Consider the following 13,699-nt stretch of genomic DNA (forward strand, 5'->3'; position numbering starts at 1 on the left):
TCCCCGTCCCCTTTCCCTCCCCCCGAGCCGTCGGGCCGGGAAAAGGGTGAAGGGTTAATCTGAAAGGCAAAGCCGAATCCGGCGCCGGGACTCTTCGCAGAGCGTTTCGGCAAGGGAAAGCCCAAGAGAATTCCATGGTTCTCCCCCCGCTGATGCGCTCCGGCCCGAAAAGGCGTCCACTGGACCCAGTGGAGAGGAGCTGGCATGACCGAGACCACCGGCACCGGCACATCCGTCGCCCACGAGGCGTACGCCTTCGCCTGCATGCGGTGCGGATACGGCTGGGAGCAGGCGTACGACATCGAGCACCACGTCGACGCGGCCGGCCAGGAATTCGTCGTCTACAAGGCAGGGGGAGAGCGGGTGCCGTCCCCGCTGTCCAGCCCCACCTGCATGAACTGCGGCGGGCACGTCGTCCGCATCATGCGCGCGGGGCAGGTCTCCTCGGTGCTCGACACGGTCGCCGCCACCGAGCGGCACCAGCAGGGCGCGCGGCCGGCGAAGCCCGTCTCGCCGGCGGGACCGATCGGGCAGGAGCTGACCGAGGAACACCCGGAGCGGCCCCCGGTGCCGCACCACTGGCACCTCGCCGACCTGCTGCACCCATTCCGCCACCGGGACAAGCAGCACCCTGGACCACGGACGGGCAGCACCCGGGCCGACTAGCCGCCGGGACGACCGCCCCGCACGGGCAGCACCCGGCCGGCCGGCCGGTACCCGGGACGAGCGACAGGCACCACCCCGGCCGCGCGGCCCTCGTACGATCGGGGCCATGAGTGCCAAGGACGCCCCGCCGCCGCTGCCCGAACCGCTCCTCGTGGAGGTCGCGGACTCGCACACCCATCTGGACATGCAGTCGGGGACCGTCGAGGAGGCCCTGACGAAGGCCGCCGCCGTCGGCGTCACGACCGTGGTGCAGGTCGGCTGCGACGTGAAGGGCTCGCAGTGGGCCGCCGAGACCGCCGCGGCCCACCCCCGGGTGCACGCGGCCGTCGCCCTCCACCCCAACGAGGCCCCGCGCATCGTGCTCGGCGACCCGGACGGCTGGTCCCGGCAGGGCGCGCGGGAGGCCGGCGGCGACGCGGCCCTGGACGACGCGCTCGCCGAGATCGACCGGCTCGCGGCCCTGCCGCACGTCCTGGGCGTCGGCGAGACCGGTCTGGACTTCTTCCGCACCGGGCCCGAGGGCATGGCCGCGCAGGAGCGTTCCTTCCGCGCCCACATCGAGATCGCCAAGCGGCACGGCAAGACCCTGGTCATCCACGACCGGGAGGCCCACGCCGACGTGCTGCGCGTCCTCGACGAGGAGGGCGCCCCCGAGCGGACCGTCTTCCACTGCTACTCCGGGGACGCCGACATGGCCCGCATCTGCGCGGCCAAGGGCTACTACATGTCCTTCGCCGGCAACGTGACCTTCAAGAACGCCCAGCCGCTGCGGGACGCCCTCGCCGTCGCCCCGCTGGAGCTGGTCCTGGTCGAGACCGACGCCCCCTTCCTCACCCCCGCGCCCTTCCGGGGCCGGCCCAACGCCCCGTACCTGATCCCGGTCACCGTCCGGGCGATGGCGCGGGTGCGGGGCATCGGGGAGAACGACCTCGCGGAGGCCGTCGCCGTGAACACCGCCCGCGCCTTCGACTACTGAGCCGTGATCCCGGGGGGACCCGTCACCGATCCATAACAGTTACGGTACGTGTCCGCGTCCTGCCGGGCGGTGACCGGCGGAGGGGGCTAGGGTCCCGGCCTCGTGAGCACTTCCCAGGGCAGTCACCGGGCCGGACGGCGCGGGGCCGGCGCGCCGGCCCTCCCCCTGCACGAGCAGCCGACGCAGGCCGCGCTGGTCCTCCCGACCGCTCCACCACCGCCCCCGCCACCGCCCCTGGCCCCCCGCCCGGCCGCGCCGACCCTCCCGGCGGTCGCCGTCCCGCCCGTCGTCCCGGAGCAGGGCACCCGCGCCGGTTCCCGCCGGGCCGCGCGGCGCCGGAAGGCCGGCGGGACGGGCGGCGAGGGGCTGCGGCGGCTCGTCCCGCAGGCGCTCGTCGTCGCCGTCCTCGCCGGTGGCACCAGCGCCTTCGTCGCCGACGACAAGGCGGTGCGGCTCTCCGTGGACGGCGTGCCGCGCACCTTCCACACCTTCGCCGACGACGTCTCCGAACTCCTCGCCGACGAAGGCGTCACCGTGGGCGACCACGACATCGTCGCCCCCGCGCCCGGCCACGCCCTCACCGACGGGGACGAGATCGCCGTCCGCTACGGCCGCCCGGTCACCCTCACCCTGGACGGCACCCGCCGCCAGGTGTGGACCACCGCGCGGACCGTCGAGGGGGCCCTGCGCCAGCTCGGCGTCCGGGCCGAGGGCGCCCACCTCTCCGTCTCCCGCTCGGCCCCCATCTCCCGGCGGGGCCTCGCCCTCGACGTCCGCACCGAACGCGCGGTCACCTTCCTCGCCGACGGACGCGAGCGGACCGTCCGCACCAACGCCGCCACCGTCCGCGAGGCCCTCGCCGAGGCCGGGATCACCCTCTCCGGCCAGGACACCACCTCCGTCCCGGCCGGCAGCTTCCCGCGCGACGGCCAGACGGTCACCGTGCTCCGCGTCACCGGCTCCCGGCAGGTCCGCGAGGAGGCGATCCCGTACGCCGTCGAGCGCGTCCGCGACGCGGAACTGTTCGCCGGTACGGAGGTCGTCGAACGCCAGGGCGTCCAGGGCGTCCGCCGCGTCACGTACAGCCTGAGGTCCGTCAACGGTGTCGCCCAGCGGCCCCGCAGGACCGGCGAGGAGATCGTCCGCGCGCCCGTCAGCCGCAAGGTCCGTGTCGGCACCCGGCCGCAGCCCCCTTCCGTCGCGGGCGCCGACGGCCTGAACTGGGCCGCGCTCGCCGCCTGCGAGTCCGGCGGACGCCCGGACGCCGTCGACCCCTCCGGCACCTATGGCGGGCTCTACCAGTTCGACCCCGCCACCTGGCGCTCCCTCGGCGGCGACGGCGTCGCGCAGGACGCGCCCGCCGCCGAGCAGACGTACCGGGCGAAGAAGCTGTACGTGCGGCGCGGCGCCGCCCCCTGGCCGCACTGCGGGCGCCGCCTCCACAGCTGACCGCCCGGGCCCGGCGCCCCGCCGTACCGGCCGGCCCGCCCCGGCCCGCCCCGGAAGCCGGACCCGGCTCGCGGAACCCCCGGCCCGGTCCGCCCGGCAGGCCGCCCCGGACGGTGAGCCGTAGGAGGCGCGCACCCGTGCCCCGTAGGCTGTACCGGTGAGCACCACCACCGGCCCCGACGGCCCCGACGCCCTCCTCGGCCCCGCCGACATCCGTGAACTGGCCGCCGCCCTCGGCGTGCGCCCCACGAAGCAGCGCGGCCAGAACTTCGTCATCGACGCCAACACCGTCCGGCGGATCGTCCGCACGGCGGAGGTCCGCCCCGACGACGTCGTCGTGGAGGTGGGCCCCGGCCTCGGCTCCCTCACCCTGGCCCTCCTGGAGGCCGCCGACCGGGTGACGGCCGTCGAGATCGACGACGTGCTCGCCGCCGCCCTGCCGGCCACGATCGCCGCCCGCATGCCGGAGCGGAAGGACCGCTTCGCGCTGGTCCACTCCGACGCCATGCACGTGCAGGAGCTGCCGGGCCCGGCGCCGACCGCGCTCGTCGCCAACCTGCCGTACAACGTGGCCGTCCCGGTCCTGCTCCACATGCTCGACCGCTTCCCGACCATCGAGCGGACCCTCGTCATGGTCCAGGCCGAGGTCGCCGACCGGCTCGCCGCCCGGCCCGGCAACAAGGTGTACGGCGTGCCGTCGGTGAAGGCGAACTGGTACGCCGAGGTGAAGCGCGCCGGTTCCATCGGCCGCAACGTCTTCTGGCCCGCGCCGAACGTGGACTCCGGGCTCGTCTCCCTCGTCCGCCGCGCCGAGCCCGTGGCCACCACCGCCTCCAAGGCGGAGGTGTTCGCGGTCGTCGACGCCGCTTTCGCGCAGCGCCGCAAGACCCTGCGGGCCGCCCTCGCCGGCTGGGCGGGCTCCCCGGCCGCCGCCGAGGAGGCCCTCGTCAAGGCCGGGATCTCGCCGCAGGCGCGGGGCGAGGCGCTGACGGTGGAGGAGTTCGCGCGGATCGCGGAGGCCAAGGCGTGAGCGCGCCCACGAGCGTGACCGTACGGGTCCCGGCCAAGGTCAACGTCCAGCTCGCGGTCGGCGCCGCCCGCCCGGACGGCTTCCACGACCTGGCCAACGTCTTCCTGGCCGTCTCCCTGTACGACGAAGTGACGGCCACCCGCGCCGCCGCGCTGACGATCACCTGCGAGGGCCCCGACGCCGACAAGGTGCCGCTCGACCGCACCAACCTGGCGGCGCGGGCCGCCGAACTCCTCGCCGCCCGGCACGGGATCGAGCCCGCCGTGCACCTGCACATCGCCAAGGACATCCCCGTCGCGGGCGGCATGGCGGGCGGCAGCGCCGACGGCGCGGGCGCGCTCCTCGCCTGCGACGCGCTCTGGGGCCTTGACACCCCGCGCGCCGAACTCCTGGAGATCTGCGCCGAACTCGGCTCGGACGTGCCGTTCAGCCTGGTCGGCGGGGCGGCCCTCGGTGTCGGACGCGGCGAGCGGCTGACCGGCCTGCCCGTAGGCGGCCCCTTCCACTGGGTGTTCGCCGTCGCCGACGGCGGGCTCTCCACCCCGGCGGTGTACGGCGAGTTCGACCGGCTCACCGAGGGCGTGGACGTCCCCGAGCCGGCCGCCTCCCCGGCCCTCCTGGAGGCCCTGGCGACCGGTGACACCACCGCCCTCGCGGAGGCCCTCGTCAACGACCTCCAGCCGGCGGCGCTCTCCCTGCGCCCCTCGCTCGCCGCGACCCTGGAGGCCGGCACCGGCGCGGGCGCCCTCGCGGCCCTCGTCTCCGGCTCGGGTCCGACGACCGCGTTCCTGGTGAAGGACGCGGACGCGGCGCGGACCGTGGCCGACGCCCTGATCGCCTCGGGCACCTGCCGCACGGCCCGCCCGGCCACCTCCCCGGCCCAGGGAGCGACGGTCCTGACGGCCTGACGGGGGCCCGGGCAGGCCCGTCGCGCTCCTCACCCCGTCTGAGTACCGTCCTGAGTATCCGCGCCCTGTCGCGGCCGGCCCGGCGGGCGGCACCGTACCCGCATGGGAAGCAGCCACCGTACGGGCGCGCGGGAGCTCGCCGCCGCCACGCCGGCCGGCCGGGACCGGTACGTCGACCTCCTGCGCGTCGCCTCGCTCGCCGTCGTGGTGCTCGGGCACTGGACGATGGCGGCCGTCACTCCCGACGGGCGGATCGACAACCTCCTCGCCGTCGTCCCCGGCCTCCAGATCGTCACCTGGGCCCTGCAGGTCATGCCCGTCTTCTTCTTCGTCGGAGGGTTCGCGCACGCCCTCGCCCACCGCTCCCGGCCCGGCTACGCCGACTTCCTCCGCGCCCGGCTGCGGAGGCTGCTGCGGCCCACGATGGTCTTCGTCGCCGTGTGGGGCACCGCCGCGCTGCTGATCCAGCTGGCGGGCCGGGGCGGCGGGACGGCCGGGGCGGTGCTGCGGCTGGTCCCGCAGCTGCTCTGGTTCATCGGGATCTATCTGGCGATGGTCGCCCTCACCCCGCCGCTGCTGCGCCTGCACGAGCGGTGGGGCGCGGGGGCGTGTGCCGCGCTGGTGGCCGGCGCGGTCGCGGTCGACGTGCTGCGCTTCGCGGCCGGGGTGCCGTACGTCGAGTTCCTCAACTTCGCCTTCGTGTGGCTGGCCGTCCACCAGCTGGGATTCCTGCGCGCCGACGGCATGATCCGCCGCCCGGCCCTCCTCGCCGGCGCCGGGCTCGCGGGCGCCGCCGCGCTCGTGGCGCTCGGCCCGTATCCGCTGTCGATGGTGGGGATGCCCGGCGAGGAGGTGTCCAACATGGCCCCGCCGACGCTGGCGCTGCTCTGCCACGGTCTGTGGCTGGTCGGCGCCGTCGAGCTGCTGCGGGGCCCGGGGAGCCGGCTCGCGGCCCGCGCGGGGGTGTGGCGGGTGGTCGTCGCGGCGAACGGGATCGCGATGACCGCGTTCCTGTGGCATCTGACGGCCATGCTCGGCGTGTACGGCGCGCTGTCCGCCCTCGGCCTGGAACCGCCGGCCCCCGCCTCGGCCGCCTGGTGGGCCTGGCTGCCGGTCCGGCTGCTCGCGGCGGTGGCGCTCACGGCCCTGCTGGTGGCGGTCTTCCGCCGCTTCGAGACCCCGGCCCCGTCCGCCCGCACCGGGGGGTCGGGTCCGCTGGCCGCGCTCGGCATCACCCTCGCCCTGCTGGGCGTCCTCGGCCTGTCGGCGGCGGGCTTCGCCGGTCTCCTGGAGGGCCACACCGCCACCCTGATCGCCGTGGACGTCTCGGCCCCGGCGGCGGTGGCCCTGGCCCTCGTGGGGTGGCTGCTGGTGGAGGGACCTACATCTCGTCGATCGCGGTGAGATCGATGTCGAGGGCGAACGGGACGGACAGCTTCAGCCGGTCGCGATGGACGCCGGTGCAGGTGTACGCCTTGGTGACGGGGTCCCGCTCGTAGACCCGTACGACCGCGTGGTCGTCCTCGCCCTCCATCTCCACGAGCCAGAAGTGCTGGATGCCGGCGGCGGCGTACTTGTGCGGCTTGGTGTCCCGGTCCCGGGACTCGGAGTCGGGTGAGACGACCTCGACGGCCAGCAGGACGTCCGCGACGGGGTAGGACGTCTGTGTACGGCTCCGGACCGCGTCCTTGCGGACCACCAGGACGTCCGGCTCCGGGCAGTTGCGGGCGTCGATGACCACGGCCATCTCACTGTCGACCCTCAGATCCGGGGGCACGCTCGCGCGGAGCCCCGACCGGAGCAGGAAGATCATCGCGCTGTGGAATCGGCGCTGCGGACTCACGAAAACCAGGCTCCCGTCGATCATCTCGGTGTGCGGCGGGAGGTCGGGCAGGGTGAGCAGGTCGTCCACGGTCCAACCGTCCTGCGGAGGCTGCGGCCATCGCTTCGCGCCGCCCTCGGTCTTCGGCCTGGTCGTCGGCTCGGCGGTCATGGTTCCTCCCATGAGCGGGATTCTTCTGCCTGGTGTCCACCGTAACGGCGGACCGTCGATCACGTCATCACAAAGAGTGACCGCCCACGCCACGGTCTACCCTGGACACCGATCGATCACCCCTTACAGGAGTCAACGTGGCCGTCAACCTGGTCAATGTCGAGAACGTCAGCAAGGTGTACGGCACCCGTGCGCTGCTCGACGGCGTGTCGCTCGGCGTCTCCGAAGGGGACCGGATCGGGGTGGTCGGACGCAACGGCGACGGCAAGACGACCCTCATCCGGATGCTGGCCAAGCTGGAGGACGCCGACACCGGCCGGATCACCCACAGTGGCGGGCTCCGGCTCGGGGTGCTCACGCAGCACGATTCGCTCGACCCGGCGGCGACCATCCGCCACGAGGTCATCGGTGTCATGGCCGACCACGAGTGGGCCGGCAGCGCCAAGATCCGCGACGTGCTCACCGGCCTGTTCGGCGGCCTGGACCTGCCGGGCTTCGAGAAGGGCCTGGACACGGTCATCGGGCCGCTGTCCGGTGGTGAGCGGCGCCGGATCGCGCTGGCCAAGCTGCTCATCGAGGACCAGGACCTGCTCGTCCTCGACGAGCCCACCAACCACCTGGACGTGGAGGGCATCGCCTGGCTCGCCCGCCACCTGCAGAACCGGCGCTCGGCCCTCGTCTGCGTCACCCACGACCGGTGGTTCCTCGACCAGGTCTGCACCCGCATGTGGGACGTGCAGCGCGGTGACGTGTACGAGTACGAGGGCGGCTACTCCGACTACGTCTTCGCGCGGGCGGAGCGGGAGCGGATCGCCGCCACGGAGGAGGTCAAGCGGCAGAACCTGGTCCGCAAGGAGCTGGCCTGGCTGCGGCGCGGCGCCCCGGCCCGTACCTCCAAGCCCCGGTTCCGCGTCGAGGCCGCGAACGCGCTCATCGAGGACGTGCCGCCGCCGCGCGACACCAGCGAGCTGATGAAGTTCGCGGGCGCCCGTCTGGGGAAGACCGTCTTCGACCTGGAGGACGTGACCGTCACGGCGGGGCCCAAGACGCTGCTCCAGCACCTCACCTGGCAGCTCGGCCCCGGCGACCGCGTCGGCCTCGTCGGCGTCAACGGCGCGGGGAAGACCTCACTCCTCCGGGCGCTCGCGGAGGCCGCCGCCACCCAGGGCGAGAAGCAGCCGCCGCAGGGCCGGATCGTCGTCGGCAAGACCGTCCGCCTCGCCTACCTCTCCCAGGACGTCACCGAACTCCCGGCGACCCTGCGGGTCCTGGAGGCCGTGCAGCAGATCCGCGACCGCGTCGACCTGGGCAAGGGCCGGGAGATGACGGCCGGCCAGCTGTGCGAGCAGTTCGGCTTCGGCAAGGAGAAGCAGTGGACGCCGGTCGGTGACCTGTCCGGCGGTGAGCGGCGCCGGCTCCAGTTGCTGCGCCTGCTGATGGACGAGCCGAACGTCCTCTTCCTCGACGAGCCCACCAACGACCTCGACATCGAGACCCTCACCCAGCTGGAGGACCTCCTCGACGGCTGGCCCGGCTCGATGGTCGTGATCTCGCACGACCGGTTCTTCCTGGAGCGGACCACGGACCGCACCTTCGCGCTGCTCGGCGACCGGGCGCTGCGGATGCTGCCGCGTGGCATCGACGAGTACCTGGAGCGGCGTCAGCGGATGATCGAGGCGGCCGTCCCGGCGCCCGCCGCGCCCGCCGCCCCGGCGAAGCAGGGGCCGTCGGCGGCCGACGCGCGCGCCGCGAAGAAGGAGCTGCAGAAGGTCGAGCGGCAGCTCGACAAGGTCTCCGAGAAGGAGGCCAAGCTGCACGCGCGGATCGCGGAGAACGCCACCGACTTCGAGCAGGTGGCGAAGCTCGACGCCGAACTCCGCGCGCTCGCGGGGGAGCGCGAGGAACTGGAGATGCGCTGGCTCGAACTGGCCGAGGACGCATAACGAGGGCATCACGGGCCGGTCCTCCCTTGGGCACAAGGGGCGGACCGGTCGCTTTTGCGCCACCGCGTGAGTGGTAGAAAGACAACCCGCTCACGTCAAGGGGGAAACGCTGATGACCCAGCCGCCCAGCAACCAGCCGCCGGGGGGCTTCGGAGCTCCTCAGGACCCGAACCAGGGCCCCCAGGGCCCCGGTGTCCCGCCGGTACCGCCGCAGGCCCCGCAGATGCCGCCGGTACCGCCGCAGACCCCGCCGGGTCCGCCGCCCGCCGCCCCGGGACCGTACGGTCAGCAGCCGCAGCCCGGTTACGGCTACCCGCAGCAGCCGCAGCCCGGCCCCTACGGGTACCCGCAGCAGCCCCAGCCGGGTCCGTACGGCCAGCCGGCCCCCGGCCCCTACGGCCAGCAGCCGGCCCCCGGCCCGTACGGTCAGCAGCCGGGCCCGTACGGCTATCCGCAGCAGCCGGGCCACCCGGGCGGACCGACGCCGCCGCCCGGCACCCCCGGCGGTGGCGGCCCGTTCAAGGGCAGGACCGGTCTGGTCGCGGCGATCGCCGCGGGTGCCGTGCTGGTCGCCGCGGTGACCACCTGGGCCGTGGTCGGCGGTGGTGACGACAAGGAACCGATCGCCCAGCCGACCGCGACGGCCTCCGGTTCCGCCTCCGGCTCGGCCGAGCCGAAGCCGAGCGAGTCGGTCGACCAGGGCGACGGCAGCGGCGACGGGACCGGCGGGAGCGACGACCTCAACGCCGACCGCAAGCCCGGCGAGGCCAAGGTCAACTGGCTGCTGAAGAACGACGTCGACCTGCCCCGCAACGGCGCCGACGTGCACGGCCCGTGGATCGTCGGCGACACCGTCGTCAAGGCGATGTACAAGGGCGTCGACGGTTACAGCCTCAAGGACGGCAGCCCCAAGTGGCACGTCGACCTGCCGTTCGAGCTGTGCGCGGTCCCCGCGGAGCCCTCCGCCAACGGGCTGATGGTCTTCGGGTACGCGGAGAGCGCCAAGGACGGCGCCAAGTGCACCCAGCTCCAGCAGATCGACCTGAAGACCGGCAAGGCCGGCTGGAAGAAGGCCGTCCCCAAGCCCAAGGGCCTCTTCGCCTTCTCCGACAACACCCTCGCCATCGGCGGCAACACGGTGACCGCGTCGGGCAGCAGCAGCGCCTACGGCTTCTCGCTGACCGACGGCCGCCAGCTGTTCGCCTCGCCCACGAGCGGCTGCAAGCCCTTCGCGTACGCGGGCGGCCCGGCCAAGCTCATCGGCGCCTACGACTGCCCCTCGGGCGACGTGAACAAGAAGGTCCAGTCGGTCAGCGAGGTCGACCCGAACACCGGCAAGCCCAAGTGGAGCTTCAAGCTCCAGGCCAACTGGGAGGTCGACAAGGTCTATTCGGTCGACCCGCTGGTGGTCTCCGCCACCCAGCGCGAGGAGAAGAAGTGGTCCGTCTTCGCGCTGAACCCCAACGGTTCGCTGCGCTCCCAGATCCAGGGCGGCAAGGACAAGTTCGCCCCCTCCTGCGGCGGCAGCTTCGTCGTCTTCGGCCGTAACCTCCAGGGCTGCACCGGTGTCGCCGCCGACGCCCAGCGCTTCTACATGGCGACCGAGACCGCCTACGGCGTCCCCAACGAGGTCATCGCCTTCGACCTGAAGAACGGCAAGCCGGTGTGGCGTTCCAAGGCGCCCGGTGAGCAGACCATGACGCCGCTGCGCATGGAGGGCGGCGAGGTCCTGGTCTACGTCGAGCCGCGGTACGACGCGGGCGGCGCCGTCGCCACCATCGCCCCGGCCGGCGGTGCTCCGAAGATCCAGCTCCAGCACCCGGTCGCCACCTCCGAGATCGAGGGCAGCTTCTACAGCGCCGGCTACGCCTACGGCGGCGGCACCTTCGTGGTGGCCAGCGGGCGCGTCTCCGCGTTGAACGACAAGGACGAGAAGCAGGTCAAGACGATGATGGCGTTCAGCAAGTAGTGAAGGACACGCACCGATGACGCAGCCACCCCCGCCGCCGAACCAGCCGCCGGATCCGCAGCACCAGGGCGGCTTCGGCGCGCCGACGCCCCCGCCGCAGCAGCCCCCGCAGCCGCCGCAGGCTCCGGGGTACGGCTACCCGCAGCAGCCGGAGCCCGGTTACGGCTACCCGCAGCAGCCTCCGCAGGCGCCGCAGCAGCCCGGCCCGTACGGCGGTGCCCCGCAGCAGCCCCCGTACGGCTACCCGACCGCGCCCCAGCAGGCGTACGGGCAGCCGGGGTACGGCCAGCAGCCCTACGGGCAGCAGCCGGGCCACGACCCGCAGGCCTACGGGCAGCAGCCGACCGTGGCGGTGGCCCCGGCGGCCGGGCGCGGGAAGCTGTCGGCGCAGATGCAGATCGTCCTCGCGGCGGTGGTGGCCGTCGTCCTCATCATCGGCGCGGGCATCTGGTACGCCTCCTCCGAGGGCGGTGACCCGGCGCCCGACGCCAAGGGCACGACCGGCGCCCCGCAGGGCACCGGCGGCGGGGACGGCACGACGGGCGGGAACGGCGGCCTCGGTGGCGGCGGCACGGAGAAGGCGCCCGCCGACACGCAGGCGAAGCTCGCCTGGTCGGTGCCGGTGCCGAAGGTCCCGGACGTCACGGACGTCACGGGGTCCTGGCTCACGGACAAGGCCTTCGTGAAGCCGGGCGTCAACTCGGTCGTGGCCTACGACCTGGACAAGGGCTCGGTCCTGTGGACCCTGCCCCTCACCGGCCAGGTCTGCGGCACCTCCCGCCACAAGACCGCCGACAACAAGGTCCCGATCCTGTTCGAGGCCACCAAGCGGGTCCCGCCGCGCTACTACCAGCCGTGCACCGAGGTCGGCCTGGTCGACCTGAACACCGGCAAGCTGGTGTGGTCGACCTCCGTCACCGGCGGCACCGCCGGCGACGCGAAGGTCCGGTTCAGCGAGGTCACCCTCAGCGGGCCGACCGTCGCGGCCGGCGGCTCCGACGGCGGCGCCGCCTTCGACCTCGCCAACGGCAACCCGCGCTGGAAGCCGCAGGCCAACAACCAGAACTGCTACGACCTCGGCTACGGCGGCGGCGAGGGCCTCGTCGCGGTCCGTAAGTGCGGCTCGTACGACAACGGGTCGGTGACCATCCAGAACGTCAACCCGACGTCGGGCGCGGTCATCTCGCAGTACAAGATGCCCACGGGCGTCAAGTACGCCTCGGTCGTCTCCACCAAGCCGCTGGTCGTCGCGGCGGACGTCGGCGAGAGCGCCGGTGACGGCAGCGGCATCTCCGACTTCTTCTCCCTCGACGAGAAGACGGGCAAGCTGAAGGCGAAGATCACCGCGGACGCGGATCAGTACGCGGCCCGCTGCCGCTCCACCAAGGTCGAGGCCTGCTCGCAGGTGCTCGTCGGCAACGGCCGGCTGTACGTGCCGACCGAGGAGCACGAGGGCAGCACCGGCGAGTACGGCGACGAGACCAACGAGATCATCGCCTTCGACCTGACCACGGGCCGTACGGTCCCGGAGAAGGCCGACGCCGGCGACCGGTACACGCTGGTGCCGCTGCGCATGGACGGCGGCGACCTCATCGCGTACAAGGAGCCGCCCTACGACAAGGGCGGGCGGATCGTCTCCATCAACGGCGGCACGATGAAGGAGACGCTCCTCCTGGAGAACCCGGCGGACCGCTCGATCCGGGACGCCGAGACCAGCTTCAGCCTGACGGGTGCCGAACTCCGGTACGAAGGCGGCCGGTTCTTCATCTCCGCCAACCTGGTGAGCAAGACCCGCGAGACGGACACCACCAAGAAGTACCTGCTCGTCTCCTTCGCCGTGCCGCGCTGACGGCCCGCGCCCGAACGCACCTTCCGAGGGCTCCCCCGGTCGTTCCGGGGGAGCCCTCGCGCGCTTTCCGTCCCCCGCGCCCCGGCCGGCGGTTGGGGTCTGGCGGACCGGGGGAGCGTGTAGCTTGCCGGGTCAGGGTGGCCGGGGAGCGGCGGACCCGGAGGAGGGGGAGGCCGGATGGGCGTACGCCTCGTGGTGGTGGACGAGCACCGTCTGCTCGCGGAGGCGCTCGCCTCGGCGCTGAAGCTGCGCGGGCACCGGGTGCTCGCGGCGGCCGCGCCGGTGGCGGGGGCGGTGGACCTCGTGATCGGCCGGGCGCCGGAGGTGTGCCTGCTCGGCACGGCGGCGCCGGCCGCGCCGGGCGCCTTCGAACCGGTCGTACGGATCAGGAGGGAACGGCCGCAGGTGGCCGTGGTCGTGCTGGGCCCCGTGCCGTCGCCGCGCGGCATCGCGGCGGCGTTCGCGGCCGGGGCGGCGGGCTACGTGCGGCACGACGAGCGCATCGAAGGGGTGGAGCGGGCGCTGCTGAAGGCACGGGCGGGGGAGGCGGCGGTCGCGCCGCAGCTGCTGCAGGGCGCCTTCGCGGAGCTGCTCCATCCGTCGGCGCGGCCGGACGACGAGGGGCAGCGGCTGCTGCGGCTGCTGACGCGGCGTGAGGTGGAGGTCCTCGTGCGGGTCGCGGAGGGCGAGGACACCCGGCTGATCGCGGCGGGGATGGGCATCGCGCCCAGCACGGCCCGTACGCACGTGCAGCGGGTCCTGATGAAGCTGGGGGTCGGTTCGCGCCTGGAGGCCGCGGCCCTCGCGGCCCGCACGGGGCTGCTCGACCGGGTGGTGCCGGGACCCCGGAACGCTCTCTGACACGACCGCCGGAACCGCCGGGAGACGCCCAGGGGGTGCTCCCGGGCTCCACCAT

At 73.7% G+C, this 13,699-nt stretch carries 11 protein-coding genes; 10 read left to right on the forward strand and 1 reads right to left on the reverse strand.

Translation table 11 applies throughout. The features are described 5' to 3' along the window. Positions 1–204: 204 nt before the first annotated feature. The 6 genes from ABTY40_RS19270 to ABTY40_RS19295 all read left to right on the forward strand — a co-directional run bounded on the left by ABTY40_RS19270 (position 205) and on the right by ABTY40_RS19295 (position 6,433). On the forward strand, positions 205–666 hold the full coding sequence (locus ABTY40_RS19270) for a hypothetical protein (RefSeq protein WP_352060608.1): 462 nt from the start codon (positions 205–207) through the stop codon (positions 664–666). Positions 667–772: 106 nt separating this feature from the next. Then, positions 773–1,642 carry a TatD family hydrolase gene (locus ABTY40_RS19275; RefSeq protein ID WP_352060609.1) on the forward strand — a complete coding sequence of 290 codons (870 nt, stop codon included), beginning with the start codon at positions 773–775 and terminating at the stop codon, positions 1,640–1,642. Between the two features lie 102 nt (positions 1,643–1,744). After that, entirely contained in the window at positions 1,745–3,091 is a 1,347-nt protein-coding gene (locus ABTY40_RS19280; RefSeq protein WP_352060610.1) for a resuscitation-promoting factor, read from the forward strand. A gap of 157 nt (positions 3,092–3,248) precedes the next feature. Beyond that, complete coding sequence (gene rsmA / locus ABTY40_RS19285; protein WP_352060611.1) at positions 3,249–4,121, forward strand: 16S rRNA (adenine(1518)-N(6)/adenine(1519)-N(6))-dimethyltransferase RsmA; 873 nt, start codon at positions 3,249–3,251, stop codon at positions 4,119–4,121. After that, positions 4,118–5,029, forward strand: a complete 912-nt coding sequence (locus tag ABTY40_RS19290; protein WP_352060612.1) for a 4-(cytidine 5'-diphospho)-2-C-methyl-D-erythritol kinase — start codon at positions 4,118–4,120, stop codon at positions 5,027–5,029. The genes rsmA and ABTY40_RS19290 overlap by 4 nt, the downstream gene beginning before the upstream one ends. 102 nt (positions 5,030–5,131) lie before the next feature. Further along, positions 5,132–6,433 carry an acyltransferase family protein gene (locus tag ABTY40_RS19295; RefSeq protein WP_352060613.1) on the forward strand — a complete coding sequence of 434 codons (1,302 nt, stop codon included), beginning with the start codon at positions 5,132–5,134 and terminating at the stop codon, positions 6,431–6,433. Here ABTY40_RS19295 and ABTY40_RS19300 read toward each other — a convergent pair. Further along, complete coding sequence (locus ABTY40_RS19300) at positions 6,411–7,022, reverse strand: Uma2 family endonuclease (protein WP_352060701.1); 612 nt, start codon at positions 7,020–7,022, stop codon at positions 6,411–6,413. The two genes, ABTY40_RS19295 and ABTY40_RS19300, sit on opposite strands and share 23 nt — an antisense overlap. Positions 7,023–7,159: 137 nt before the next feature. Between ABTY40_RS19300 and ABTY40_RS19305 the strand changes: the two genes are divergently transcribed. The 4 genes from ABTY40_RS19305 (at position 7,160) to ABTY40_RS19320 (ending at position 13,644) form a co-directional block, all read left to right on the forward strand. Then, positions 7,160–8,965, forward strand: a complete 1,806-nt coding sequence (locus ABTY40_RS19305; protein ID WP_352060614.1) for an ABC-F family ATP-binding cassette domain-containing protein — start codon at positions 7,160–7,162, stop codon at positions 8,963–8,965. A 112-nt stretch (positions 8,966–9,077) separates the two neighbouring features. Next, complete coding sequence (locus ABTY40_RS19310; RefSeq protein WP_352060615.1) at positions 9,078–10,934, forward strand: outer membrane protein assembly factor BamB family protein; 1,857 nt, start codon at positions 9,078–9,080, stop codon at positions 10,932–10,934. 16 nt (positions 10,935–10,950) lie between these two features. Next, positions 10,951–12,783 carry an outer membrane protein assembly factor BamB family protein gene (locus tag ABTY40_RS19315; protein WP_352060616.1) on the forward strand — a complete coding sequence of 611 codons (1,833 nt, stop codon included), beginning with the start codon at positions 10,951–10,953 and terminating at the stop codon, positions 12,781–12,783. A gap of 177 nt (positions 12,784–12,960) precedes the next feature. Then, positions 12,961–13,644 (forward strand): response regulator transcription factor, encoded by a 684-nt coding sequence (locus ABTY40_RS19320; RefSeq protein WP_352060617.1) that lies wholly within the window; start codon positions 12,961–12,963, stop codon positions 13,642–13,644. The last annotated feature ends 55 nt before the right edge of the window (positions 13,645–13,699 follow it).

The organism is Streptomyces sp. NPDC126503, assembly GCF_040302405.1.
Taxonomy (GTDB): domain Bacteria; phylum Actinomycetota; class Actinomycetes; order Streptomycetales; family Streptomycetaceae; genus Streptomyces; species Streptomyces gulbargensis.

Bases quoted from the DNA above. Each gene is read 5' to 3' on its own strand.
- ABTY40_RS19295 (WP_352060613.1), top strand. From the start codon at position 5,132: ATGGGAAGCAGCCACCGTACGGGCGCGCGGGAGCTCGCCGCCGCCACG.
- ABTY40_RS19270 (WP_352060608.1), top strand. From the start codon at position 205: ATGACCGAGACCACCGGCACCGGCACATCCGTCGCCCACGAGGCGTAC.
- ABTY40_RS19275 (WP_352060609.1), top strand. From the start codon at position 773: ATGAGTGCCAAGGACGCCCCGCCGCCGCTGCCCGAACCGCTCCTCGTG.
- ABTY40_RS19300 (WP_352060701.1), bottom strand. From the start codon at position 7,022: ATGACCGCCGAGCCGACGACCAGGCCGAAGACCGAGGGCGGCGCGAAG.
- ABTY40_RS19320 (WP_352060617.1), top strand. From the start codon at position 12,961: ATGGGCGTACGCCTCGTGGTGGTGGACGAGCACCGTCTGCTCGCGGAG.
- ABTY40_RS19310 (WP_352060615.1), top strand. From the start codon at position 9,078: ATGACCCAGCCGCCCAGCAACCAGCCGCCGGGGGGCTTCGGAGCTCCT.
- ABTY40_RS19315 (WP_352060616.1), top strand. From the start codon at position 10,951: ATGACGCAGCCACCCCCGCCGCCGAACCAGCCGCCGGATCCGCAGCAC.